The sequence below is a fragment of the Bacillota bacterium genome (assembly GCA_040754315.1).
Lineage (GTDB): Bacteria > Bacillota > Sulfobacillia > DUSP01 > JBFMCS01 > JBFMCS01.
Map to the genome: position 1 here is coordinate 1 of JBFMCS010000045.1, position 25,685 is coordinate 25,685.

Sequence of the window (25,685 nt, forward strand, 5' to 3'; positions counted from 1 at the left end):
CTTCGCGGGATAACCCAATTCCCGGCAAACCGCGGCCGAGTGGCCGCCATGCTTGAGGTAGAGATTGACCGCCCTCATCCGGTCTTCCAGTGTGTACACGGACATCCCCCTGTCTCATTTCGAGTCCAGGTTTTTGTCCGCACCCCCTTTTTTTTTCGGCCAAGAAGAATCCCCACCTTCTTGTTCCGGTTCCGAGAGATTAAGAGAGTGTGTTAGGCCAAAGGCGCGATGGAACTTCGCGTATGCCGTTTGATACGCCCGCCGCAAAAAAGCTAAGGTCCTTTCCACTCCAGTTCCAAAACCCAGCACCAGCACCCAGAAGAACCTAACCGGATCGATCTTGCGGTTGCGTTTGATTAGGCCTACCTTGGACGCTGTCTCCCGCAGCCATTCCGGGCTGAACATCTTACTGGGCATCTCTTCTATTGCGTGGAGAGCGTCAATTGCCAACATCCCTAGCTGTTAGTGCCGATTCAACATGACGGTGAATATGGTCAGGAATCCGGTAGACGCTGACGGCTGTAGGATCCCCGGCTAACACGTGGGTTTGAGAGGCGCAAGACCCGTCCTAGAGCAGTTTCTTCCAGCTCCCAGTGTGCTTTAGGATGGGCAATGTGGTCATTGGCCCCTCTAAAAATCCTGGTCAGTGAGTTGTGGTCTTAGTATCGCCACATGTTCCGGTGGATTACCGCCAATAGCCCGTTGTTCAGTGCCATATGCCCCGACGCTAGACCGATGTCGAGGGAAGAGGCGAAAGAGTCATAGCACCTGCCCCAGGAGGGTCTTTAGGCCCGCTACCTACCTGAGTCAACAGGGTAGTCAGAGTCAATTGGAGGGTGTAACAGCAGCCAGCACAAAATTGGAAAAGCCGTCATCTATTCGTGGACACTCGCCGTCAAATTAGGCCGGTACCAACACTATGCCTCCCCCTTTCTCCGCCTTGAGAAAAGACATTCTACTAGGGCTGCCTAAATCCCTCTGGTTTCCCAGGTATAATATGGCATCACTACAACGTGCTGGGGCTTTTGGGGCTTAGCCGGAACATCGGCTATGAACTTGGCGCCTGTCTCGGGCCTGCTCGGAATACCTTGAGAAAATGAGTGCTTTGAACCGTCCTACCAGAGTAAGCCCTGACGTCTCGCCGGTTTCTCATTCCCATCTACCAGGGAGAATTCACGCTACAATCTGGCTTGACCTGCCCGAAGCAAAGGATCACGATGCTCTTAAGGCCTACTTAAGAAAAGATGGGAGAAGTACCTTTGAGTACCCGGTTCCCTACCTCCTCGCGAGATCTGAAATACCTGTATTCGTGGCCCACGATCACGATCCGGTTACCGTCCAGCAACCGGTATCCGGCCTGTTTCAGGCTGAAGGACTTGTACCTTCTGACCTTCTTGAAGGAAGGGGGAACTGATCTGATACCACGTTTACGGTTTTCAAAGAATGAGGCCCTGTCGATCCGTTGAGCAATATCCTGAATCGCCTGGGAGCCTAACAGATTCCAATAAGCGAAACGCTTCTCTTTCTTCAGTTTCGTGATGTGCTTCATCAGCATTATTGACGTTCAGGCTCTTTCCGTACAGCCGGTAGTATGGTGCAGGGCGATCAAGTGGTTTGTAGATGCTCCCCGCGATGTTGAGGGCCTTGTGGAGCCTCTTATTTTGGCTGGTACAGCTTGAAGCAGTAGGTTTTCACTTGTTTTTCTGCTCCTCGATATACTTACGAACCGTTTCTTCGGAGAGGTGGCCGGCCGATTCGCAGTAGTATGATCTTGTCCATAGGGTTGGCATCCGGCTTTTCACCCGAGGAAACTCTGACCGGATCATGCGAGAAGTATGGCCTTTTAGTTGCTGGACGATGAAGTGCGGGCTGTTGGTGGGTGTCGCTTTGACGAATAGATTGCAGATGATCCGGCATAATCTCCATCTGGGCGATCTCTACCCGAATTTCGCGGGCTTTTTGGAATAACAGTTCCCGGAGCCGTTCCGCAACTTCTCCTACGAGTACTTTTCGCCGGTACTTGGGGCACCAGATGATAGCCGGTGTTGTACACGGTTGTTGCTGATCGTTTCCATCGGTTTCCATTCATGGTTTAATCATACCATGATTATTAGGTGTCTGATAGGCTTATATGCCGCCCTTCATCCCACCCTTGAAAGGGTGGGCTTTCCCAGCGGCTGATCGTAAACCAGGTGCCAGTCCGTTCGCAATTGCCGGATGACACGGGCAAGACGATAAGAACCCGGGGTTTTGACCCTAACCCCGGCAGGCTCAAAAACCGTTTGTTGTTGGCCACCCGGGGCAGATACTTGGCACACTGCCCTCTAGATCAGCCGATGAACCGGTCCCGGGCACTCTATTTTCGAGGCGGTGGAGAGACGTCCCAGGGCTGCGGCCAGCCGGCGACCGGAAAGATCAAGATACTTCAAACACTCGCCAAGCATCCTGCGGTGGCCCAAGTAGTGATGCTGGCTTAGCAAGCGCTCCAGGGCGAATGATTCGAAAACCGGATTTTAACCGGCCGGAGGCCTCGGAGATAGGAGGGGTTGTTAGCTGTAGCACCAAGTCCACCTTCACAAAGAGAGTGACACTTCCAGAAACCCCGAAACTCCGGGGTTTCTCCTTCATGGGCATATTGACGCGTACTCCTGCTATGCATATACTTAAATAGGTATTTAAATATGTTAGTGAGGAGCCCACAGGTTATCCCACAGCCGAGTGACTTTCCAGGGTGGCAGAGGCAATTAGACAAGGAATGGGGTAGATGACGCAACAGGGTGTTGATATGCCTGAGCCTTGAGACACGGAGAGTCATGATGGCTAGCTTCATCAGGCACCTTCTCTAGCACTAGCACCGTTTCTCATTCTATTGCCGTTCTTGGTACTTGCCGAAAACGCATGTTTTTTGAGGCACCTTGAGACTTGACCGGTGCAGAGGAGTGATGTGGACAATGAAAGAGGTTTTGGCACAAAACGCTATCTACGGGGAGGCGCCCCGTCATTCTTCTGTTTCCACGGAAGAATACAAAACTTATATCTTGACTGCTGTTTCTGGAGTGTTTCTCGTCTTTAGCTGGTTTGGCTGGTTTAGGGGACAACTCGGCTTCGACCCTGCCTGGGTAAGTATTATTATCAGCGGTACCCCTATATTGAAGGGGGCAATCACTGGCCTGTTTGCCCGAGGGGATATTAAGGCAGGGTTGCTGGTCAGCATAGCATTGATCGCCGCGGTAGCCATCGGCGAATACTTTGCGGCTGGTGAAGTTGCATTTATCATGATGATCGGCGAGCTCCTGGAAAACAGGACTGTGGCCAAGGCTAGAGCAGGGATTAAGCAGCTACTAAGCGTTGTTCCCCCTACTGCCAGGGTGCGCCAGGACGGTCAGGAAGTCCGGGTTCCCGTGGAAGAAATACAGGTAGGAGACCTGGTGCTGGTGAAGCCAGGTGAACATATACCTGTCGATGGAGAAGTGGTTTCCGGAGAATCAGCGGTAAACCAAGCGGCGATAACCGGGGAGTCCATGCCGGTAGATAAATCGCCAGGAGACGAGGTATTCATAGGTTCCCTAAACCAACTGGGAGCGCTGGAGATCCGGGCGACTAAAGTTGGGGCAAATACCACACTGGCCAGGGTAGTGAAACTAGTGGAAGAAGCAGAAAACAGTAAAGCTCCAGTAGTCCGCACAGCAGATCGCTGGGCTAGCTGGTTGGTGCCAGTGGCTTTGTTTACAGCCATAATGGTGTTCGTATTCACTAAGGATGTTATCAGAGCGGTAACGATCCTCATAGTCTTCTGTCCCTGCGCCCTTGTCCTGGCCACGCCGACAGCCATGATGGCTGCGATTGGCAATGCCGCCAGAAAGGGTATCCTGGTCAAAAGCGGTACGGCACTGGAATTAAGTGGCAAGCTGGATGCCTTTGTTTTTGATAAGACCGGTACTTTGACCAGGGGCAAACCTGAGGTCACCACAGTCAAGAGCTATAATAGTGGTTTCCCTAGGCAAGACCTGCTGCTCCTAGCAGCAGTTGCAGAGAAATTCTCTGAACATCCTCTTTCCCAGGCTACGATCCTTAAGGCCCAGGCAGAGAACTTGGCAGTCATGGACCCTGAAGTATTCCAGACACAACCGGGCTTCGGGGTTAAGGCCTCCTACCAGGGAATGCAGATCCTGGTGGGCAATCGCAAACTGATGGACCAGGAGTCCGTTTGGATTTCCAATGAAGTCGAACAGTATGTTGAAGAGGCAGAAGAAAAGGGCCAGACTGCCATGCTGGTGGCGGTTGACGGTGCTGCGGCTGGAGTTATTGTGGCTACTGACCCTGTCAGGGAGGAATCTGCGGCAGCGATTAAAGGGTTACGGGAAAACGGGATCAAGAAGATCTTGATGCTTACCGGGGATAACAAGAGAACCGCAGCGGCTATAGCAGCCAAGACCGGCATCACCGATTACATTGCCGATCAGCTTCCCCAACAGAAGGGTGAAACGGTTAAAGAGCTGCAAGGGCAAGGTTACCGAGTGGCCATGGTGGGCGACGGGATCAATGATGCCCCGGCCCTGGCCCTAGCCGATGTGGGCATTGCCATGGGAGTTGCCGGCACCGATGTGGCTGTCCAAACCGCTGGCATCGCCCTAATGTCAGACAGTATTGGCAACCTAACCCAGTTATTGAGACTGAGCCGGCATGTCCTGCGCGTTATTAACCTCAATATCCTGTTTTCACTGTTTCTTAATCTGATTGCGATTATCCTGGCCTCTGCCGGTATCATGGGTCCCGTTCTGGGAGCGCTAGTTCATAATGCCGGTTCAGTGTTGGTGGTAATAAACTCGGGGCGGCTAATCAAGTACAATTGAGGTTGCGTTAGCGGGAGTCGTCAAGTCACCTTTTCCGAGAGTAATCTGCGGCCTCTACTTGGTGGAGCAAGTGGTCAATCAGGTCTTGGATGCCCAGGCCGCTGAGCATCTGAAGGCGGGGCGTTACCAGGGGACGCCAGAGCGTGAAGGTTACCGGATGAGATACCCCGTGGAGATGAGACCCACTAGGCCCGGATTGGCAGAGTCCCTGAAGGCTCCCAGCGGCAGGACATACGGGACACCCTGTGTTGGCTTTTTTCAGGGAGGCCTGCCCCGGGTGCTATTAGCGGCAATGAAGTAAAGCACTGCATAGAAATGAGCCCTCCCCCAATAGGGGCGGGCTCTGCTATGTGACCGACGCTCCGCTCAGGCCGGGGGCAGGCCTCCCTGAGACCGCAGGTCCTCAACCCTTGTGTAGTCCATGTCGTAACCGAAGTACCTTGGGCCGAAGGTATCGATACCCTTAGGTGTCCTCATCCTCTCGTCAGCGGGGATGAGCACCACCGTCCCCCGGTACCCGTACTTCACCACGTCCGTCCTGATGGGTTCTCCTGTCTCGCTGTCCACTATCACAATGAGGTCAGGAGGAAGGCACAAGACCCTGCCCTCCACACGGAGCACAAGCCACTCATTCTGGAAGTCCACAGTTGCCTGGTTGCCCCTGCACTCATCAAGTCCCTCCAGGACTATGCGGCCTAGGGAAAACCCCTTACTGGTCTCCGCCCCGAACTCCCGCTGGATGTCCACGACCTTGCCTCGAAACGCGGGGTATCCCCGGGTGAGCCGGCATATCTCCGCTATGGGATCAGAGTGTTCCTTGCGACATGCCATGACAGTCCTGCCTATCTCCCAGGCTACCGAGACTGACCCCAGGATGGCTGTGTCCTTCACCTGGCGGCCAGTCATGGGGTAACCCGCTATCCATGATATTCCGCCGTATGCCATAGCGACGGTACGCGCCAGGTGCTCCGCGGTAAGGGCGTCCTTGGTGTCTATGATGTTGACGTATCCCTTCTCGTTGGCTGATGCTGTTGGACAGGGCGAAACCCCGTTGATGTAGAAGGACGTCATCTGCAGTTCCGGGAAGGCCCTTCCCATCCCGTCTCCGTCCAACACGGGCACCCCCACGGCGCCAGCCACGGCCATGGGCACAGGGGTGTTCACGCCCCCTGCCTCAGGGGGTATCACTCCCTCCACAGGACGGCCCATGTACCTAGCCAGGCGTTCATAGCACCAGAACAGCTCCTGGCCGCAGGGGGGCTTCTCAGTGAGAACCAGCGCTGCTCCCAGGCACCCGGCAATGGTGATGAGGGCCTCGTCCGGCACATCTTGCGGCTTCACCATGACTATTGGGTGGCCCTGGTCAACCACGTTGTAGGCCCATAGGAGGCCGATTTCGGGATCCCCTCCGCCCCCTGTTGCCAGGATCGAGGCCCCCAGGGTTATCTCCTCCAACGCCCTCCTGTCGATCCCCTTGTATTCCTTGACGCCCCACTTTGCTAGAATATCCAGGGCGGTCTTCTTCATGGAGCACACCCCCGAGTGTCTAGACACTGATTATTCTAGGGGCACGGGTAAGAACCTCAAAGCCGGATCCGGTCACCAGCACCATGTCCTCCACCCTGGCACCTCCCAGGCCCGGCATGTAGACGCCGGGCTCCACGGTGACCACCATCCCCGGCTGGAGCACCGTCTGGGAACCCTGGTCCAGGATAGGCATCTCGTGGATATCCAGCCCCACCCCGTGACCAGTGAGGTGGGGGAAGAACCGCCCGTACCCGGCATCCGCAATGATGGTCCTCGCCACACGATCAACGTCCCCTGCCACCACTCCCGGCTTGATGCTGGCCACAGCAGCCTGCTGGGCGCTGAGAGCCAGGTCAAACAGGTCCTTCTTCTCGCCCTCCAGCTCGCCCACGTAGAGGGTCCTGGTAATGTCGGAGCAGTAGCCCTGGTAAATCCCACCCACATCAAAGATGACAAGGTCCCCATCCTCGAGGATACGGTGGGTGGAGTATCGCCGGGGCTTCCAGCTGTTGGGCCCCGACATAGCGAAGGGCTCAAAGGAGGTCCCCTCCGCACCCTCCACCTCCATGGCAAACTTGGCCCTCAGGGATATGTCGCGTTCCCGGGCTCCCCGCCTGGCCTCCCTCACCCCTGCCTCCATGCCGGCGTCAGCTATCCGGGCAGCCTCCCTCAGGCGCTCTACCTCTTGGGGGTCCTTGATGGCCCTCATAGCCAGGAGGTCCCGGTCAACGGGGACCAGCCGCGCGCTGCCCAGTATGGCGCCGAGCATCTCCACCTGGGACGCTCCCGCAGACTCGAGGTCAACACCCACCTCGCTGGCGAAAGGCGAAATGACACCCCGGAAAACATCAAGGTAGTTGGGGGTATCCTCAGGGAAGCGCCTTATTTCCCCCACTTGGCCTAGCCAGCACTCCTCTAGGGCCACGCTATGGTCCAGCACGGGCACGGCGTAGACCACTTCCCCCGATGGCCTCACCAGGAGTACCGAAAAGGCCGCGACGTTCCAGCGCATGTCCGTGATGTAACGGATGTTTGCCCGGCCAAAGAGCACCACCGCCTCGAACCCCTTGCCCGCGGCGAGGCTCGCAATGCGGTTCAGCCTTTCCTGGAGTCTCAACGTGCCGGCACCCCGCCCGAGCGGGTGCCTTCCCCCCTTCTCGCCAGAGGTTAGACAGTCCCTGGGATCGCGGCCGCAGGCGCTGGCTCTAGAGCACCCCTACCTCCTCCTCCATCTCTGGGTTCACCAGGTAGACCGTCTTGGGCACCCTCGACTCAACGCTGGAGTCCGCCTGGCTCGCCAGTTCCAGCACATACATCTCCGAGAGAGCCGGCCCCAGGATGGTATCCACGGCCTCCGCCTCAATACCCGCCAGGGCAGCCAGGTCCTTCCGCTCGATGTAGGGGTTTTCGAGCACTAATTTGAGAAGGCCCTTGAGCCCGGGTTCCCGGCTAACCAGATCCTTCACTGACATTCAAGGCCCCCCTTTGTCACTTCACCAGTTCTTCCACGGGAACGTAGTCCATGTCATATCCGAAACACCTGGGACCGAAGAGCTTCGTTATGCCGAACTCCGTGCGCATCCTCTCGTGGGCTGGCAGGAGCAGGATGGTCCCCCGGTACCCATACTTCATGATGTCGGTCCTGATGGGCTCACCGGTCTCGGTATCCAGTATGGCGATGAGATCCGGCGGGAGGCACATGATGCGCCCGTCCACCCGCAGGTTCAGCCACTCGTTCTGGAAGTCCAGTTCCGCGATGCTCCCCTTGTGGTCATCTATGCCATCCATGGTGATCCGTCCCATGGTGAAGCCCTTGGTGCTCTCCCCGCCGAACTCCCGGTTTATGTCCACGATCTTGCCCCGGAAGACCGAATAGCCTTCCACGTCCCTGGCTTCCTTGAGGGCCTTGAGGATCTCATCGATGGGCGGCAGGTGCTTCTCCCGGGCCCTGCTCACTGCCTTGCCCACCTCCCAGGCGATGCTCTGGGAGTTCAGTATGGAACTTTCCTTAGCCTGCTTCCCTGTCATGGGATATGAGGCGATCCAAGAGATCCCGCCGTAAGCCATGGCCACCCTGCGGCAAATGGTCTCCGCCAGGTGATCATCAGGTCCCGTGTCTATCACCGTGACATTGTGACGGTCATCTGCGGACACCGCCGGGGAAGCATGCACCCCGAAGGTGACCCACGAGGTCATTTGCAGCTCTGGGAAGGCCCGGTTCATGCCGTCAACATCCAGCACGGGAACACCAAGCTCGGCTGCGGCGGCATAGGCCACCGGGGAGTTGACCCCTCCACACTCCACGGGCACGGTCCCCTCCAGCTTCTGCCCCATGTAGCGTTCCAGGCGATCGATAGCCACGTTGATCACGTCGCTCCTGGGAGGCTTCTCCGTCAACACCAGGGCTGCCCCCAGGCAGGCCGGGCTCGCCACCAAGATGTCATCGGGCACATCCATGGGGTCAACCATGACCATCTTCTTGCCTTCGTCCAGCACCTTGTAGGCCCAGAGAAGCCCTATCTCCGGATCCCCTCCCCCGCCCGTGGCCAGGATGGAGGCCCCCAGGGTGATCTCGGCAATGGCCTTCTTGTCGATAATCTTGTAGTTCTTAGCGCCCCACTGCTTGACCATATCCAGAGCGTCCATGCGTTAACCTCCTTGTAGGCAGCCCCTGAGCCTAGATCCGGGCCTTGCCCTTCACGCGGATCCTTATCTTCTCGCGCTTGCCCGGCATGTAGGCAAAGGGAACCTCCTCGATATCCACCACCGTGACGCTCTCCCGGAGGGCGCCAGCGCTCTCGGCGTTGTCCTTGGCCTTCTCCGTGACGAAGTCAATGGCCTCGTCCCGGTTCTCCGTCTCAAGGTCCACTACACCCTCGGCATAGGCGCCTATCTCCGCAATGGTGGTGCCGATTGCCCCGCCAACCTCGAAGTGCAGGGGCGTCAGAACCTCGGTCACACCGTCCAGGTCCACGGGCACGACCAGGGCGCCGCCGCCAATGAATATGGCAGGGACCTTGCCCGCAGCCGTTTTCATCTGGTCTATGGCAGTCTCCACCGTCTCCTTCACCTGGAGGCGTGCCTCCTCCATGACCTCCCTGGGAACCGCCTTCACCTTGTCAGGATGCGTGACGTAGTCGGTGTCGAAGATATCCAGCTTCGAGGCGAGCCTCCCGGTACCCACGGCGACATCGTGAACAGTGAGGAGGGGGCCCCCGTAGGACTTGCCCATCCTCACCAGGTTGTAGCCTACACTCTCAGGGCCGAGGCCCGTAACCTTGCCGCCCTTGGTCTTCACGATAGTCCCGCCACCCAGGGCAATGGAAAGAAGGTCAGGACAACGAATGTTTGTCTTGACACCACCAATGTTCACGGTGATTGAGCTCTCCCGGGGAAACCCCTTCACGATGTAGGCCACATCAGTGGAGGTGCCACCCACATCCACCACAGCGCCGTCCTCGATGCCCGAGAGGAATACCGCCCCCCGGACGCTGGCCGCTGGACCTGAAGCCACTGTGAAGATGGGATAGTCCACGGCGTAGTCCGCCGTCATGACACTTCCGTCGTTCTGCACTATGAAAAGCGGGGCATCCACGGACTTCTCCTTCATGGCCGCCCTCACCGCGCCCACCGCCCGGCGCATGCAGGTGATGACCGAGGCGTTGAGGATGGTGGAGTTCTCCCTCTCCAGGATGGAAATGGAGGCGATCCTGTGGGACATGCTCACGTGAACCTCGTCCCCCAGCTCCTCCTGGACTATGGCGGCCACCCGCTCCTCGTGGTCGGGCTTCATTGGGGAAAAAACCCCGGTTATGGCCACCGAGTCAATCCGGCCCTTCATGGCGCGGCAGGCTCCAGCCACCGCCTTCTCGTCCAGGGGTACTATGTCCCGGCCGTCATACTCAGAACCGCCGTGGATCAGGTGGACATTCTGGATACCGCCGATGGCGTTCTTCAGATCCTCGGGCCACCCGGTAAGGGGCGGGATTGCAGTGGTAGCCGGGAGTGCTAGCCTGAATACACCCACATTGTTGAGGCCGCGCCGCTCAATGATGGCATTGGTGGTATGCGTGGTGCCCAGGGACACCATGCCTATACTCCTGGCATCCACCCCGGGGTCGCTCAGGAGCTTCTCCAGGGCGTTGATTATGCCGGTGGTGACGTCCTCGGTGGTCAGCGTCTTGGTCTTCGCCACCACATCACTGCCGCGCACCACCACCCCATCGGTAAAGGTGCCACCTACGTCAAAGCCCACTCGGAGATCCTTCAACTCGCTTCAACCTCCTTCTCAAACGCTGCTAAGAGGGCACAGAGGTTAGTCCCAGAGGTCTCCGAAGCCGTACTGCCCGCCCAGCCCCCAGGCAGCCAACTCTTCCTTGGGAGGGGTCTCGTACCCATACTTCTTTGAATGCAGCCAGGAAAAGCGCTGGCCCAGCTCCACCAGGAACTCGGCATACTTGAGCGGAGCCAGGATGGCATCGATCACAGGCACCCCTACGTGTGCCTGGAGCTCCTTATAGAAGCCGAACTGGATTGTGCACCCGAGTATGATGACCTCCGCCTTGTCCTTTTCCACGGCCTCCTCGGCGGCGGCCATGAGGCGGCGCCTGGTCTCGTTCTCGTCCCTGTGGAAGTCGTGGACCCCAAGGCCAACGGGTTTGAAGGAGGCCAGCCGGTCCTTGAAACCGTACTTGTACACGTTCTCCTTCATGGCTGGCACCCACTTTGTGCGCCCGACTATCACTGAGAACTTATCCCCCAGGGTAGTAGCGATGTGCATGCAAGCCTCGGCGGGGGCCGTCACAACCATCCTATCAGTGATCTCCCGGGCCTCTCTCAGCCCAGGGTCGTAGAAGCAGCCAATGACAGCGGCATCATAGCCGTCCTTCTCAGCCCTCTTCACCGCATGGAGCGTATCCACCATTACAAGGGCTTCGTAGTAGTGGTACTCCAGGTGCTGGGGGCCCTTTTGCAGAGACACCACATCCACCGTGGTATCCGCCATCTTCTCCTGGTCAAAGATCTCCTTGATCGGGGCATCGAACAGCGATGTCCCCACCGGATTGATCCAGAGTATCCGCCTTGCCATCGAGTACACCTCCTAATTGCCAGTTATATGGGTCACGCTGGTAGGTAGAGAGCAGCCTGCACCCGTCCTGGGTCACCAGGGCCACATCCTCGATCCTGACCCCTCCCATGCCCGGGATGTATACCCCGGGCTCGATGGCCAGCACCATGCCTTCAGCCAAGCGCATGGACTCCTGGGGGGCAAGGGAGGGCTTCTCGTGCAGCCGGAGCCCGATGCCGTGCCCTGTGCGGTGGATGAAGTTGGCGCTGTACCCCCGGGCAGACACAACAGCCCTGGCCACGCTGTCCACCTCAGAACAGGGCACCCCTGGTCCTATGTGCTTGAGGGCCTCCTCCTCGGCCTGGAGCACGGTCTCGTAGATGTCCAGGTAGTAGTGGGAGGGCATGCCCATGACGAAGGTCCTGGTCATGTCGGAGCAGTACCCCTCATACACGGCACCCAGGTCCATCATGACGATGTCGCCCTCCCCGATGACCCTCCGGCTAGACTCCCCGTACACGAGCGCCGTCCGGGGTCCTGAGAGCACCCTCACATCAAAGGCGGCGCCTTCAGCCCCGGCCTCCATCATGACCCTGTGGGCGTGGAGGGCCACCTCCAATTCCGTCCGCTGGTGCTCCTTGAGGAACTCGAGGGACGAGTCCAAAGCCGCCTGGGCAATTTGCACCGCCCGTTCGATTGCGGAAACCTCCTCGGGTTCCTTCACTGTTCTCATCTCACTGAAGAACACGCTGGTATCCACGAATCTGACGCCAGGCATCACACTCTCAAGGTTTTGCGCCTCCATGAGGCTCAGGCAGTCCACCTCCACCCCCAGCCGGGCTTTCCCCCTTACCCCCAGCATGCCTAGGCCCCGGGCCAGCCCCTCGAAGGGGTCCTCCCCGTCCCTGCAAGTGATGATCCTCTCCACTGGGACCACCGCCTGTGCCCTGGCGAGGTCCAGCTCAGGCACAAAGAGGAAGGGAGGGTAACCTCGGGGTAGGATGACACCGGAGAGCCTTTCGTAGGATCTCCGAGGGAAGGCCGTGAGGTACCTCATGTTCTCAGGGCCTTTGACAAACACCGCGTCCAGGTCCTCCCTGGCCATCCAGGCCTGGACCCTCTTGACCCGGAAATCCCTCACGCTACTGTCCCCTCTCGGGAAAGGCATCAGGCCTTGCTGGTCATGGCCGCCTTCTGCCTGGCATCCTGTGTGGCCGCCCGGTCCACGGACCCGTCCGCGCCGAGGACCACTCCATAGACATCCCTGGCCTCTTCCACGCTGATATAGCCGTCCTCCACATCGGCCTTGACCATCTCCTGGTCGCGTTCGAGGGGATTACCGTAGCCGCCGCCCCCGCCAGTGATGAGTCTCACCAGGTCCCCCTTATTGATGGGATAGCGAGCGAAGGTGGACCCTGTGTAGGGTTCCTCTTCTCCATGCCTGTAGATCTCCACGCCGTTTCCGGTTCCCGCGCCTCCGCCGTCAACCCCCCAGGGTGGGAAGTCTACCCGGCTCACTATTGTGGTGAGCTCGCCACGGCTGTTCAAGAGGCGGTAGTCCCTGACCAACCCGTACCCGCCCCGGAACTTACCTGCCCCTGACTTGGGGAGTAACGCATACTGCTCCACCATGATGGGATACTTGGTCTCAGCCACCTCCACAGGGATGACAAAGGTCTCACCGTCGACGATGGACACCAGGCCGTTCTGGCCGTCACGGTCTATTCCTGCCCCCCAACCCCCTGCCTGGGGCTCACACAGCACAAAGGGCTCACCAGTGGAGTCGCCGATGCCTCCTAGAATCGTACCGAGGATGCTCAGGAAGTGCCCTGCGGTAATCCTCTCGGGGAGAACCGGGGCTAAGGCCTTGAACACCAGGTCCGAAACGAACCCGATGGGCTCCCAGTGACAGGACACCGGGGCAGGCCGTGTAGCCGTGAACACCGTGCCCTCCGGAGCCACGAACTTGAGGGGGCGGTAGAAACCCTCGTTGGGGTGGGCCTTGGGGTTCATGATGGCGTGGTAGGCCACCCTGGCCGCCGCCAGGGCCCCCACCCGGGCACAGTTGACAGGTGCAGCCACCTGGCCACCGGAGCCCGTGAGATCAATCGTGAAGTCCTCATCGGTGATGGTCACCTCACACCTGGCGGGTATGTGATCGATCCCCCTGGCCATGGTGTCGAAGAAGTCCTCCACGACAAAGGTACCCTTAGGCAGCCGGGCCAGTTCCTGCCGGGCCAGCTGCTCGCCCTGGTCAAGGATCAGGTTCACGCTGGCCAGCACTGTGTCTTTCCCATACTTCTTGCACAGCTCCACCACACGGCGCTCCCCCGTGCGAAGGGACGCGCACTGCGCGTACAGGTCCCCAACGGTCATGCTGGGGGTGCGGCAGTTCGCCGCTATCATGTCCCGGACAGCCTCGTTCAGGCGGCCCTCCTCGTATGCCTTTATGATGGGGAACTGCAGCCCTTCCTGGTAGATCTCCGTGGAGTCCGTGGTCCAGCTCCCCAGGGCCATACCCCCGATCTCGTTCCAGTGCCCCTTGTTCGCGGCAAAGGCCACCAGTTCGCCACCTGCGAAGATGGGCATCACCGCGGAAACATCGCAAAGGTGAGTCCCGCTCCCTGTGTAGGGGTCATTGGTGAGTATGATGTCCCCTGGCTTGAGCCCCTCAACCCCGAACTTGGCCAGCGCCGATATGACCGAGTATGTCAGGGTGGCCAGGAACCCCGTGACACCGCTGGCCTGCCCTATGAGTTGTCCCTTGGCATCCGTAAGGCCGCAGGCACAGTCCATGACCTCGTAGATGATGGTGCTCTGGCTGGTCCTGCCCCAGGCGACGAACATCTCTTCCGAGGCCGATATCAGTGACTGGGCCACTATCTCACTTGTAAATGGGTCAACCTTGGCCATTTTCACACCCCCGTGGTGAGGACTAGGTCGCCGTAGTCGTCAACCTCCAGCGCTTGACCGGGGAACACAACAGTAACGGAAGCCCCCTCTTCCACCACGGCGGGCCCTTCCAGAGAGTGTCCTGGACCCAAGAGGTTCCGGTCGTACACCATAGTCTCAAGACGGCCGCAATCGTCAAAGTCCACGAGCCTCTTACCCCGGGTGGCCTGGTCCAGTCTCCCTGCCGGAGCCATGCGGGCCAGCTGGGGCTTGGGAACGGTGCCCAGGGCCGTGAGGTGGAAGTTGACGAACTCGGCAGGGGCGCCGTCCAGCTTGAAGGTGTAGTGCAGCTCATGAAGGTCATCAAAGGATGCCCTGGCGGCGTCCAGGTCAGCGGGGCCCCTGAGCGTGCCGGGTACCGGCGTCTTCACGGCATGTTCCTGTCCCAGGTACCTGACGTCACCATACCTGCGGAACACTATGCGATCCTCGGACACACCCTGGCCCCTCAGGACCTCGGCAGCCTCCTGCTCCATGGCCTTGAAGATGCTATTGATATCATCAATGGCAGCGTGCTCCATAGGGAGGATCCTGGTCTCTATCAAGTCCTGCCTGAGGTCGGTGAGAAGCATCCCCCAGGCGGAGAAGGTGGCGGGTATCCGAGGTATGATTGTCTTCTTGATCTGCAGTTCCCTGGCAAGGGCCGCAGCGTGAACAGGCCCGCTACCCCCCATGGCCACCATGGCGAACTCCCTGGGGTCATAACCCCGGCGCAGGGACACCAGCTTGATGGCCGTCATCATGTTGGCATTTGCCAGGCGTATGACGCCCAGGGCAGCATCCTCCAGGGTTATGTCGAAGTGCCGGGCTATGGTGGCAATAGCATCCCTCGCCTTCTGGGCGTCCAGGGGAAACTCTCCACCCAGGAACCGCTGGGGGTCGATCCTCCCGGCCACCACATTGGCGTCGGTAACAGTGGGATCCGTGCCTCCCCGGCCGTAGCAGGCTGGCCCAGGGTCGGCTCCGGCGCTCCTGGGACCCACCTTAAGGGCTCCAACCTCATCGATCCAGGCAATGCTGCCCCCGCCCGCCCCTATTTCCACGACGTCCACCACGGGCACCTTGATGGGATAGCCCGCAAAGGCTGGTGTCCACTCGATCTTGTAGTCGGTGGTCACCCTCACCTCACCCTTGTGGATGAGGGAGGCCTTAGCCGTGGTGCCGCCGCTGTCCAGGGATATTATGTTCTCCTCACCCAGGATCTCCCCGAGGGCTGTCGCGCCTATGACGCCCCCCACAGGGCCTGACTCCACGAGGTTGATGGGGGTCTCTTTGGCCCTGGGGAAGGAGGCTGTGCCGCCGTTGGACTGCATGGCGTGGGGCGCCACCCCCAGGCTCTTCTCCCGCAGGCGGGTGTCCAGGGTATCCAGGTAGCGCTTGGCTGCCGGCTGGACGTAGGCATTCAGCACCGCGGTGCTGGTGCGCTCGTACTCGCGCCACTCCTTGATGAGGCTGGAGGAGGTGGTGACGGCGATGCCCGGCAGGTGTTCCCTCAGGATCTCCTCGCACCTCTTCTCATTCCCGGGATTAGCATAGGAGTGAAGGAAGCACACAGCGATGGCCTCCACCCCGGCATCCCGGCACCTCTTGGCGATACTTGCGACCTCCGCCTCGGGCAGGGGCCTCAGCATCTTGCCCCTGGCGTTCACCCGCTCGTCGACCTCAAAGCGGAGGGCGCGCCGGACAAAGGGTACCGGCTTCCTGTAGTAGAGGTTGTAGATGTCAGGGCGGTTCGCCCGCCCGATCTCCAGCACGTCCCTGAAGCCCTTGGTGGTTATCAGGGCGGCCTTGGCCCCCTTCCTCTCCGTGAGGGCATTGATGACTATTGTCGTGCCGTGAGTGAAGTAGCTGGCTTCATCCAGGGGCAGCCCAGCCTTTTCCAGGACATTGAGCACCCCCAGGCCGAAGTCAGCCGGAGTGGTGTGGGCCTTCTCTTCCCGGACATTCCCGGTCCTCTCGTCCAGGTATACCAGGTCGGTGAAGGTTCCACCGATGTCTACTGCAATTCTGTAGCTCATTCACTCTCCCCCTTGGCAACAGGTGTCCCCTCGGCCTCTCTAGGCTCCCCCGTCCCGCCATCTACCTGGCAGGGCTCGTACTTGTGGCACGCAACCTGGTGCCCCATTTCCACCATGACCAGGTCCGGCCTTGACTGGGCGCATAGTTCCATCCGGTCAGGGCACCGCGGGTGGAAGCCGCACCCCGGGGGAACATTGACGGGACTTGGGATCTCACCCCGGGACATGATCTTGGTGGGCCTGAGCCTCTCTTCTTCTTCAGATACCACGGGAACGGAGGATATAAGCATCTTCGTGTAGGGGTGCAAGGGCCTGTGAAAGAACTCCGAGGCTAAAGAAACCTCTACGATCCTGCCCAGGTACATTATGGCGATGCGGGTGGCCACATTCCGCATGACGCTGAGGTCATGGGTGATGAACAGGTACGAGAAGTTGTAGGTCTTCTGCAGCTCAAGGAGCAGGTTGATGACCTTGGCCTGCTGGGAAACATCCAGGGCTGACGTGGGTTCGTCCAGGACAATGAGGGAGGGGTTCACCGCCAGGGCCCTGGCCACTGCCACAGACTGCTTCTCCCCTTCCCCCAGCTCCAGCGGGTGCTTGTGAATGAAACTCGCCGGGAGCTGGACCCGCTCCAGGAGTTCCCTGACCTTTTGGGTCACCTCGCTTGGAGGCACTATGCCGTGGACCCCAAGGGGCATCCCCAGGATCTGCCGGATGGTCTGCCTTGGGTTCAGGGAAGTGCCGGGGTCCTGGAAGACTATCTGGATCCCCTTCTTCAGGGACTTGGGGCGACGGCCCCCTCCCGATATATCGCGGCCGCGGAAGAGTATCCGGCCCCCGGTGGCGCTGTATATCCCCACCACAGTGTAGGCCACAGTGCTCTTGCCAGACCCGGACTCCCCTACCAAGCCAAGGGTCTCACCCTCGTCCAGGCCGATGCTCACCCCATCCACGGCCTTAACCGTACCCTGAGCGGTGAAGAAGTACTTCTTGAGTTCCTCGATCCTGAGTATCTGCTCTCCCAATTTAAGCACTCCTATAGCAGGCTACTTTGTGTTCCTCCCCCACCTCGAAGAAGGGTGGCTTCTCCTTGGCGCACACATCCATCCTTCCATCGCACCTGGGATGGAAGCGGCATCCTGTGGGTGGATTCACATACTCGGGGACCCTCCCCGGTATGCCTTGGGCTATGCCGCCCCCGGTGAGCTTGGGTACCGCCTGCAGCAGCCCGAGAGTGTACGGGTGAAGGGGGTTCCGGAAGAGATCCTTAGTCCTGGCCACCTCTACAGCCCGGCCTGCGTACATCACGTACACCCTGTCCATCCACTCCCTGATTACCCCAAGAGAGTGCTCTATGTAGAGGGTGGCGGTGTTCCTCTTCATCACAGACTCGATGAGGAGGCGGAGTATCTGGTCCTGAATGGTCACGTCCAGGGCGGTCCCAGGTTCATCGGCTATGAGGAGGTCCGCGTCGGACACCAAGGCAAGGGCTATGCACACCCTTTGCTTCATGCCACCACTAAGCTGGACCGGGTAGTTATGCAACAGCCTATCGGGGTCAGGCAGGGCTGCCTCCCTCAAGGCCCGGATGGCGCGTTCCCTGACCTCCCGGGCGGGCAGGCGTCGCCCCACCTTCCTTACCGCATGGTGCCGGATGACATCCTCCATCTGCTGCCCGATGGTAAAAACGGGGTTAAGAGCGGCAGAGGGGTTCTGGAAGATAGCCGTGGCCTCAACCCCCCTGATCCGGTGCAACTCCTTCTCTCCAGCCTTCAGGAGGTCTTGTCCCTTGAAGATGATCCCTCCAGAATTAACACGCCCTGCGGGGCTCGGCAGTATCCCCAGGATCGAGCGCATGGTGGTGGTCTTGCCGCAACCGGTCTCCCCGACCAGGCCCACCCTTTCCCCACGGCGCACCTCCAGGCTCATACCGTCCAACACCTTGAGCTGGCCTTCATATGACCGGTAGCTCACCGAGAGGTCCTTGACTTCCAGGATCTTCTCCGTCATGCTAGACCTCCTCCACGGCCAGCATGTCTCTGAGCCCGTCACCCAGGAGGTTGAAGCCCAGAACGATGATGACGATGGCCAGAGCGGGGAACACCGTCATCCACCACTGGTCCGGCATGTACTTGGCACCGTCAGCCACCATGGTACCAAGGTCAGGGGTGGGCGGCTGGGCCCCCAATCCGACGAAGCTGAGGCTGGACGCGATGATGATCACGAACCCCAGATCCAGGGTCATCTTGGTGAAGATGGCGGAGACACAGTTCGGGAGGATCTCCCGGAACAGGATGTGCATCCTGCTGGCTCCCGTGACCTGAGCCGCCTGCACGAAGAACTCATTCTGCAAAGACGATGCGATCCCGTATATGAGCCGCGCGTACCACGGCCACCACATAAGGGTGACCGCCACCATTGAGTAGAACACATTCGGCGGCAGCACCGCAGTGATGGCCATGGCCAGGATCAGCGGGGGCACCGAGAGAAAGACATCGGTGATCCTCATGATCACTGTATCCACCCAGGTATCCCTGAAGTACCCGGCCACCAGCCCCGCCACGATCCCCGGGGGAGCAGCCAGGCCGATGACCACGAAGCCCATGATCAGGGAGAACCTGAACCCGAAGATGATGCGGGTCAGTATGTCGCGACCCACCGCGTCAGTGCCCAGCCAGTGGGCGGCGCTGGGCGACTGCATGGTATTGGCGAAGTCCACGTAGGCACCCCTGTGCTCCGGGTAAGGGGTCAGCCAGGGAGCGAAGATCGCAAGGAGGATGACCGCCACCACTATGGAGAGACCTAGGATGGACAGGTAGTTACGGGAGAACTTGTACCATGCCCTGTGGAAGCTGTCTTTCTGGGCGTACCACCAGTCATCACCCCAAGCCTTGGACATCTCTACAGGGCACAAGTGCGATCCCTCCTCAACCTGATACGAGGATCCAGGTAGGCCACGGCAATGTCCACGATGATGTTAACAGTGACAAAGGTGATACCAAGGATCATGACCACCGCGGCTACGGCATTAAGGTCTTTCCTCAGAATGGCCGCCACGCCGTAGCGGGAGAGTCCCGGCCAGTTGAATACCATCTCCACTAAGAATGCGTTGCTCAAGAGGGCCGCGAAGTCCAGGCCCAGTATGGAGACAGTGGGTATGAGCGACGGTTTCAGAAGGTACTTGAACATGATGCGGCGTTCCGGGATCCCATAGGCCCTGTGCGCCAGGATGTAGTCCTTCTGCAGGTTGTCGCTCATGCTGGAGCGGGCGATCCTTGCCTGCTGGGAAAGGCCCGCCATGGAGAGGCTGAGCGCTGGGAGCAACAGGTGAGTCAACGCGCTGAAGAAAGCCCGGAAGTTGCCTGTGATCAGGCTGTCGATGGTGATCATCCCCGTGATTACCGGAGGGGGCTTGATCCCTGCAGCCAGGCGCCCGGAAATGGGGAACACGTCCAGGAGGTACCCGAACAAAAGCACGAAGATCACGGCAAACACGAAGGCTGGCGTCACCACTCCCAGGTAGGATATGATCCTGACTATGTTGTCAACCCAGCTATTTCGCTTCTGGACAGACAGCGTGCCAAGGAGTATTCCGAACACCGTCATGATGGCCCCCGCGTAGATGGCCAGCTCGAAGGTGGCCGGCAGAAAGGCCCTGATGTCGTGGCCTACACTCCTCCTGGTGTAGAGGGACATCCCGAAGTCTCCCTTGAGAACGCTCTCGAGCCAGATCCCATACTGCATGTAAAGGGGTTTATCCAGGTGCATCTCCCGGGAGACCTTCTGTACCACCTCCTGGGGGGCCCTGGCGCCCAGGGCCAGCCGCACGGGGTCCCCCGGGACCACCCGGGCGATGATGAATATCAGGATCGACAGGCCCAAGAGTACTCCGATGGAGAGCATAAGGCGCCTTGCTATGAAGGTTTGAAGTTTCATCCCAAGACCTCATTCCGCGCAGTTTCGCCTAAACCTTGAGGGGAAGGAGGGCGGGAGGCCGTGCAACCCGCCCTCCGTGAGACATCTAGCTGCCCATCAACTGGGCCCGCTTGACCGGGTCCACGCGAATGAAACGCGCGTCGAAGTTGTACCCCATCACCGGTATGGGGGCCTTTATCTGGGGCCACTCAACGTACGCTGACTGGTACGCGTGGCGCTCCATGTTATCGTAGACGAATACACTGGGTGAGAGTTCTACGATCTTTTCCTGGATATCCCTGTATATCCCCATCCTCTCGTCGATGTCAACGGTCCTCATTGCGGTCTCTATCATCTCGTCTATCTCCGGGTCCAACAGCCACTCGGTCTGCTCCCAGCTGCCAGTGTTTGCGGAGTGATACTTGGCCTCCAGCACGGACCCAGCCTCGGCGTAGTGGGGCGCCACCCAGATGCTGGCTATGTGAGGTGTTGTCTCCTGGCTCGCAGCCCTGTCGATCATGGACATCCACGGGGTCTTGACGATATCCACCTTGAGACCGATCTTCTGGCAATCGGCCTGCACCATCAGGGCGATCTTCTCAAGGTCAGGCACCTCAGCCGTCCACGCGTACTCTATCGGGTACTTGTCCAGTTCCCCGTAGTACTTGGACTGCTCCAGCGCGGCCTTGGCCTTGTCCAGGTCAAAGGAGTACCTCGACACATCGGGGTTCCACCCAGGAAGCACGCTGGACACGGGACCCCTGGCGTACTCTGTGCCTGGGAAGATGCTGTTGACCACAGCATCGTAGTTGAAGGCCCACGCCAAGGCCTTCCTCACATGGATGTCGTCCATGGGAGGCTTCTTGGTGTTGAGCATGAGGTAGAGCATGCTGGCGTCAGGCCACTTGGCGACCTCTACACCATCGATCTGGGCCAGGGCATTGAAGGCCTCCAGGGTCTGCCACTGGTCGGAGATCTCCAGGTCCCTCTGCATCATCCGGGTCTTGACGGTTACCGCCTCGGTGGTGCCGATCATCTCGAAGTAGTCGGGTGCCAAAGGATCCAGGAACTCGAAGTAGTCGTCGAACTTCGCCATGAGGAGGAACGTTCCTACGTCGAACTCCTTGACGGTGTAGGCGCCGGTGCCAGCGTCATTTGTGTTCAGGAATTCCTTGCCGTAGTCCCCAAACTCCCCGTAGGGTCCATCCTTCTTGTTTGCCATAACCAGGTCCTCGTTGACGATGTAGAGCCTGGTAAGGGTGGTTAGCAGGGGTCCAAAGGGCTTGGCCAGTTTGAACTCAACTGTATGCGTGTCCTTGACCTCCACTGAATCAACCCTGCCCTTGAAGATGTAGGCATAGCCCTCGCCGATGGCCTGGAGCCTGTCGAAGCTGAACTTCACATCCTGGGCCGTGAGCTCAGAACCGTCGTGGAACTTCACACCTTTCCTGATGTAGAAGGTGTAGGTCAGGTTGTCATCGGAAATCTCCCAGTCCTCCGCCAGGTGAGGCACCAGATCCCCGTCGGCGGTGGGATAGACAAGCGTATCATACAGGTTGGTGATGGCGGTGGAACTGGCGTAATCCGATCCCACCGCGGGGTCAATGTGGCATGGCCACGAGAAGCTGACTCTCAGGTAGGTCTCCTCGTCGACGGGCTCGCCATCCTCACTGGGCGGGGCCTCCGTGCTCGGGGCACCGCAACCCAAAGGGGCCGCGACGATCAACAGGAAGGTAAGGAGCCAGGCAATCCTGCGACTGTGGGACAAGATAAGCACCCCCGTTTCTTTTAGGGTAGGTTCCAATCATACAAGGTGTCTAACCCCCTCATCCCCTGGAGAAGCCACACTCGAAGGCACCACTCCCTTCTTATTGCTAGGAGTCAATCCTGTGTTCCACGGCGTCTGGGACCCTCCGGACCCTTCCCTGCTAAGGAGTCCTTTATCCTGGTAAAGTTCGGTCGAGAGAGAGCTAATCCTTTATCTCCTGGGGACAATAAAAGTGCCGATCCTTGGCGGTACTCGACAATTGGCAATAGACAGACATATTATGGCGTTTGATGGCCTGTTAGGAGGGGTTGGTCTTTAGAAGGCGCCTGATCTTTATGGCCAGCAGGGTATCGGCGCAGGCCTTGTCCTCGGTGATGTGAAGTCCCCAGGTATCCCTGGCCTTCTGTATGCGATACTTCACGGTGTTAGGGTGGACGTAAAGGCGTTTTGATGCCTTGAGCACGCTCTTGTTGCACTCCAGATAGGCCTCGAGCGTCTCCAGGAGCACCTCGTCACCCTGGCCTGCCAGGGGCAGGACCGCCTCCAGGTAACGGGTCAACTGGATGGTACGAGGGATGTTCCACAGGAGCCGGTAGACTCCCAGGTCCTCAAAGCTTGCTACCCCCGCGCCCTCTCCAAGGCTGAGAGCCATTTCCAGGCTGGCTTTGGCCTCCCGGTGGCTGTTGTGCAGCTCGCCGGGGCACCGGGCGAAGCCCCCCACTCCCACACGTATGCAAGCCTTCCCCATGTGCCTCTGGCACGCCTCCTTCACGCGGCGGGCAAAGCCCAGTACCTCAGCCTTCCGGTCTGGGCCGGACCCAGCAGCCACCACCAGCGTGACCCTTTTATCCTCCCCAGCCACCAGGCACCCTGGGTAGTGCTCCCCGGCTACCCTCCTGATCTCCGCCAGGAGGCCTGGCGCATCCCCCATCCACCCCGTAGCTGGGTCCTCATGACGGGCCTGGTCGCTAGTGCTCACCTCCACGGCTATAACCACGTTGAAGGCCCGGACATTCAAGCCCAAGACCTCTCCTCGCTTCTCCAGGGACTCGTCCTGCCCCGGATCACCTGCAAGAATCCTATCGCAGAGCTCATTAGCCAGCCTTTGTCTCTGCTCGTCAATTGTCAGCCTGCGTATAAAGTCCAGAGCCAACGCGGTCGAGGCATGGGCTATCGCGTAGCCGTCAACATCGTCGAAGTGCTTCAGGACCTCCCATACCGTGACATAACCGTAGACCGATGACCTGATCATCACAGCCTGGACTCCGACTCGTACCAGCCTGCCCTTGACCGGCAGTTCCACGAAGAGCAGGGATTCCCCGGGCATGCCGCCCGGGCGAAAGATGTCCAGGTCCAGCAGCTTGGGAACCCCCTGGGCAAGGAATTCGCGCCCCACCTCTGAGTAGGGGTCCCCAGCGACAAGGTTCAATGAGGAATCCAGGAGGGCCACCGGGCTTTTGACCAGGCGTGCCAGGGCGGAGACGATCTCGGCAGTCTCGGCCCCGTTGAGAATTGCCTTGGTAAGCATCGAATTGATCTCGGTGGAGCGGCCCAGGAGGTAGGCCTGGCGGTTAAGGATGGCCTGCAACACAGCCGAAATCACCGTGGCGTAGGGCATGTCCTTGGGCATCCTCAATAGGGGGAGCCCCATTTCATCCGCGGCGGACCGGAGCTCAGGAGCCAGGCGAGTCTCCGTCCCAGGGTGAAAACATATCCCCGCAGCCATCATCTCAGCAACCCGGCGCGCAAGGGAGACCTGGCCAGAACTGTCACCCCTTAGGCCGTAGAAGGTGGTAAGGAGCAGGTCTCCCTCTTTCACCCAGTAGACCGGGTCCGGCACCTCGATGACAGTAACGTTCCTCAGGACGCGGTCAAGACCGCTCTCGCCTGCCAAGACCTCCAGGTGCTGCAGCTCCGGGAGCTCCAGCGCCTGTCTAACAGTGATGTGGTGCATTTCGGGGCCTCCCTGGAAAGACTACAGGTCTAGGAGGAACCAGGCAAGCCTGCAGGGCTCATGGCCCAGGTTCGCGGACCTGTGGTCCTCACCCCTGGGAATGTGGCACATGTCCCCCGGACCCGCCTGGAAGGTCTCCCCCCCGGATTCCACCCTGAGGCTGCCTTCGATAATGAAGGAAACCTCATCCGCATCGTGGCTGGTGTAGCCGTTCTCAGGTATGGCGGAACCTGGGGGGAAGTACGCCACACCGCACTTACAAGCCTCGCCGGCTAGCCTCATGACCTCCTGGACCGAGAGCCCCCGAAAGGAAATACTGCCAGTCCTGTGCAGTTCCAAGCGACTGTCGCCTCCTGACAAGTGTGAACTGGATTGCATATCTGTCTTCCATCAGTACCGGTACGATTCCTCCCTGTGGAGTGCGAGGCAGGGCAAAGCACCCTGCCGTGACTAGGCTATGGGCTCCAGGTGGCAGCCCGTGGCTGTCCTAGAGGGACAACAGGGGCGCCAGGATTTTGGCTTGTCTCAGGATTCTCGCAGGTAAGGATGGGTACCCCTGTGCCCGGGTATGCCCTTGGGTTTCGGGGAGATGCCAGCATCACATCCCCCGTAAGAGGCTTCCACCAAGCACTTGGGCCGTTTTTGCTGGCCTCGGCAGGCCGCCGGTACAAAATCACTGTCACTGTCTAAGCCTGTAGGGGATCCCCGGGCGCCTGTAGAATGGGGTTCCCTAGCCCGCTGGGGGACACCCCAGGCGCAGCCGCTTTTCCATAAAGAGAAAGAGAACGGAGGGATTCCAGTTGGACCTGTTCGAGGCCATTATGGAGCGAAGGAGTGTCAGGAGCTACCAGGGCAGGCCAATACCTGTGGGAGACCTGGAGAGACTGGTGAAGGCCGCGCACTGGGCCCCCAGCGCCGGCAACATCAACCCCAGGCACTTCGTAACCGTCACCGAGCCTAAGATCGTGGAGGCCATCAAGGCCCTCTCCCCCGGCATGTTCGGAGGGCCGGTAGCGGTGATAGTGCTGTGTTCCGACAGGGCAAAGGCGGAGAAGAGGGCCAGTTCCAACGGCTACATCTACTCCATCATGGATGTATCCATGTCCGCCCAGAACCTTCTCCTGGCTGCCCACGCCCTGGGAATCGGCGCATGCGTGGTTCGCTCCTTTCACGCCAAGGCGGTAGGCTCACTCCTGGGGTGCCCGGAGCATGTGGTTCCGGAACTCCTGGTGGCCTTGGGCTACCCCCAGGGCAACCTGGGCCAGGGCATAAGGCCGCCCTTGGAGGACCTGAGCCACAACGAAAGATGGAGGCAGGAGGGATCAAGCCATGAGTAGTGCGGACCTGAGGGGGGAGGCTCACAAGCTCCTGTGTTACATGGCCACCAGCGCGCGGAACCTCGTGGGGGAGCCCCCAATGTATGGGCCCTTCAGGCTGGTGGACGCCAGCAGCCGTCTCATTGACATCCTGGAGCGACAGGGCGTTGACGACGGCACCCTCACGGAAGCCAGGGCCCTCATAGAGGAGAAGAAGTACCTGGTGATGAACGATGAGGATGCCTTCGTGGAGTTCCTGGACGATCTGGTGATGCTCCTGGCAAGGAGCCTGGTGTGACCCCTGGACCCGCCGG

General features: G+C 59.5%; 19 protein-coding genes and 1 pseudogene. 3 read left to right on the plus strand and 17 right to left on the minus strand.

The genetic code is table 11. The features are described from left to right. Positions 1-1,691: 1,691 nt before the first annotated feature. Positions 1,692-2,085: pseudogene (gene tnpA, locus AB1576_09340) on the minus strand (IS200/IS605 family transposase). Between the two features lie 866 nt (positions 2,086-2,951). Between tnpA and AB1576_09345 the strand changes: the two are divergent. Further along, positions 2,952-4,853, plus strand: a complete 1,902-nt coding sequence (locus AB1576_09345; protein ID MEW6081958.1) for a cation-translocating P-type ATPase — start codon at positions 2,952-2,954, stop codon at positions 4,851-4,853. A gap of 366 nt (positions 4,854-5,219) precedes the next feature. Here the strand turns inward: AB1576_09345 and AB1576_09350 are convergent, their stop codons facing one another. From AB1576_09350 to AB1576_09425, 16 genes are all read right to left on the minus strand, one after another. After that, a complete protein-coding gene (locus tag AB1576_09350; protein ID MEW6081959.1) occupies positions 5,220-6,380 on the minus strand; it encodes a DUF917 domain-containing protein in 1,161 nt (386 codons plus the stop codon). 19 nt (positions 6,381-6,399) lie between these two features. Continuing rightward, a complete protein-coding gene (locus tag AB1576_09355) occupies positions 6,400-7,497 on the minus strand; it encodes a Xaa-Pro peptidase family protein (protein ID MEW6081960.1) in 1,098 nt (365 codons plus the stop codon). Positions 7,498-7,585: 88 nt separating this feature from the next. Then, a complete protein-coding gene (locus AB1576_09360; protein MEW6081961.1) occupies positions 7,586-7,852 on the minus strand; it encodes a hypothetical protein in 267 nt (88 codons plus the stop codon). 16 nt (positions 7,853-7,868) lie between these two features. Further along, positions 7,869-9,026 (minus strand): DUF917 domain-containing protein, encoded by a 1,158-nt coding sequence (locus AB1576_09365; GenBank protein MEW6081962.1) that lies wholly within the window; start codon positions 9,024-9,026, stop codon positions 7,869-7,871. Positions 9,027-9,057: 31 nt separating this feature from the next. Beyond that, positions 9,058-10,650: a hydantoinase/oxoprolinase family protein gene (locus tag AB1576_09370; protein ID MEW6081963.1), complete on the minus strand. Its 1,593-nt coding sequence runs from the start codon at positions 10,648-10,650 to the stop codon at positions 9,058-9,060. A gap of 45 nt (positions 10,651-10,695) precedes the next feature. Continuing rightward, positions 10,696-11,469: an aspartate/glutamate racemase family protein gene (locus AB1576_09375; GenBank protein ID MEW6081964.1), complete on the minus strand. Its 774-nt coding sequence runs from the start codon at positions 11,467-11,469 to the stop codon at positions 10,696-10,698. Continuing rightward, the gene (locus tag AB1576_09380) at positions 11,396-12,589 is read right to left on the minus strand and encodes a Xaa-Pro peptidase family protein (GenBank protein MEW6081965.1); all 1,194 of its coding nucleotides are present in this window, start codon (positions 12,587-12,589) and stop codon (positions 11,396-11,398) included. Before AB1576_09380 ends, AB1576_09375 begins: the two co-directional genes overlap by 74 nt. Before the next feature lie 26 nt (positions 12,590-12,615). Beyond that, positions 12,616-14,361 (minus strand): hydantoinase B/oxoprolinase family protein, encoded by a 1,746-nt coding sequence (locus tag AB1576_09385; GenBank protein MEW6081966.1) that lies wholly within the window; start codon positions 14,359-14,361, stop codon positions 12,616-12,618. 2 nt (positions 14,362-14,363) lie between these two features. Next, positions 14,364-16,418, minus strand: a complete 2,055-nt coding sequence (locus AB1576_09390; GenBank protein MEW6081967.1) for a hydantoinase/oxoprolinase family protein — start codon at positions 16,416-16,418, stop codon at positions 14,364-14,366. Next, positions 16,415-17,452, minus strand: coding sequence for an ABC transporter ATP-binding protein (locus AB1576_09395; protein MEW6081968.1), 1,038 nt, complete (start codon positions 17,450-17,452; stop codon positions 16,415-16,417). Before AB1576_09395 ends, AB1576_09390 begins: the two co-directional genes overlap by 4 nt. Next, positions 17,445-18,428, minus strand: coding sequence for an ABC transporter ATP-binding protein (locus AB1576_09400; GenBank protein ID MEW6081969.1), 984 nt, complete (start codon positions 18,426-18,428; stop codon positions 17,445-17,447). The genes AB1576_09395 and AB1576_09400 overlap by 8 nt, the downstream gene beginning before the upstream one ends. A gap of 1 nt (position 18,429) precedes the next feature. Further along, a complete protein-coding gene (locus AB1576_09405) occupies positions 18,430-19,317 on the minus strand; it encodes an ABC transporter permease (GenBank protein ID MEW6081970.1) in 888 nt (295 codons plus the stop codon). A gap of 2 nt (positions 19,318-19,319) precedes the next feature. After that, the gene (locus tag AB1576_09410; protein ID MEW6081971.1) at positions 19,320-20,354 is read right to left on the minus strand and encodes an ABC transporter permease; all 1,035 of its coding nucleotides are present in this window, start codon (positions 20,352-20,354) and stop codon (positions 19,320-19,322) included. A gap of 85 nt (positions 20,355-20,439) precedes the next feature. Continuing rightward, positions 20,440-22,101, minus strand: a complete 1,662-nt coding sequence (locus tag AB1576_09415) for an ABC transporter substrate-binding protein (GenBank protein MEW6081972.1) — start codon at positions 22,099-22,101, stop codon at positions 20,440-20,442. A gap of 298 nt (positions 22,102-22,399) precedes the next feature. Then, positions 22,400-24,055, minus strand: a complete 1,656-nt coding sequence (locus tag AB1576_09420; protein ID MEW6081973.1) for a PucR family transcriptional regulator ligand-binding domain-containing protein — start codon at positions 24,053-24,055, stop codon at positions 22,400-22,402. 21 nt (positions 24,056-24,076) lie between these two features. After that, positions 24,077-24,394, minus strand: a complete 318-nt coding sequence (locus tag AB1576_09425) for a cupin domain-containing protein (protein ID MEW6081974.1) — start codon at positions 24,392-24,394, stop codon at positions 24,077-24,079. Between the two features lie 461 nt (positions 24,395-24,855). On the opposite strand from AB1576_09425, the gene AB1576_09430 reads away from it, so the two are divergent. Further along, a complete protein-coding gene (locus AB1576_09430; GenBank protein ID MEW6081975.1) occupies positions 24,856-25,392 on the plus strand; it encodes a nitroreductase family protein in 537 nt (178 codons plus the stop codon). Then, on the plus strand, positions 25,385-25,669 hold the full coding sequence (locus AB1576_09435) for a DUF6092 family protein (protein MEW6081976.1): 285 nt from the start codon (positions 25,385-25,387) through the stop codon (positions 25,667-25,669). Before AB1576_09430 ends, AB1576_09435 begins: the two co-directional genes overlap by 8 nt. Positions 25,670-25,685 lie beyond the last annotated feature (16 nt).

Coding starts and splice junctions, on each gene's coding strand:
- AB1576_09345 (MEW6081958.1), top strand. CDS start 2,952: ATGAAAGAGGTTTTGGCACAAAACGCTATCTACGGGGAGGCGCCCCGT.
- AB1576_09350 (MEW6081959.1), bottom strand. CDS start 6,380: ATGAAGAAGACCGCCCTGGATATTCTAGCAAAGTGGGGCGTCAAGGAA.
- AB1576_09360 (MEW6081961.1), bottom strand. CDS start 7,852: ATGTCAGTGAAGGATCTGGTTAGCCGGGAACCCGGGCTCAAGGGCCTT.
- AB1576_09365 (MEW6081962.1), bottom strand. CDS start 9,026: ATGGACGCTCTGGATATGGTCAAGCAGTGGGGCGCTAAGAACTACAAG.
- AB1576_09375 (MEW6081964.1), bottom strand. CDS start 11,469: ATGGCAAGGCGGATACTCTGGATCAATCCGGTGGGGACATCGCTGTTC.
- AB1576_09385 (MEW6081966.1), bottom strand. CDS start 14,361: ATGGCCAAGGTTGACCCATTTACAAGTGAGATAGTGGCCCAGTCACTG.
- AB1576_09390 (MEW6081967.1), bottom strand. CDS start 16,418: ATGAGCTACAGAATTGCAGTAGACATCGGTGGAACCTTCACCGACCTG.
- AB1576_09400 (MEW6081969.1), bottom strand. CDS start 18,428: ATGACGGAGAAGATCCTGGAAGTCAAGGACCTCTCGGTGAGCTACCGG.
- AB1576_09405 (MEW6081970.1), bottom strand. CDS start 19,317: ATGTCCAAGGCTTGGGGTGATGACTGGTGGTACGCCCAGAAAGACAGC.
- AB1576_09410 (MEW6081971.1), bottom strand. CDS start 20,354: ATGAAACTTCAAACCTTCATAGCAAGGCGCCTTATGCTCTCCATCGGA.
- AB1576_09420 (MEW6081973.1), bottom strand. CDS start 24,055: ATGCACCACATCACTGTTAGACAGGCGCTGGAGCTCCCGGAGCTGCAG.
- AB1576_09435 (MEW6081976.1), top strand. CDS start 25,385: ATGAGTAGTGCGGACCTGAGGGGGGAGGCTCACAAGCTCCTGTGTTAC.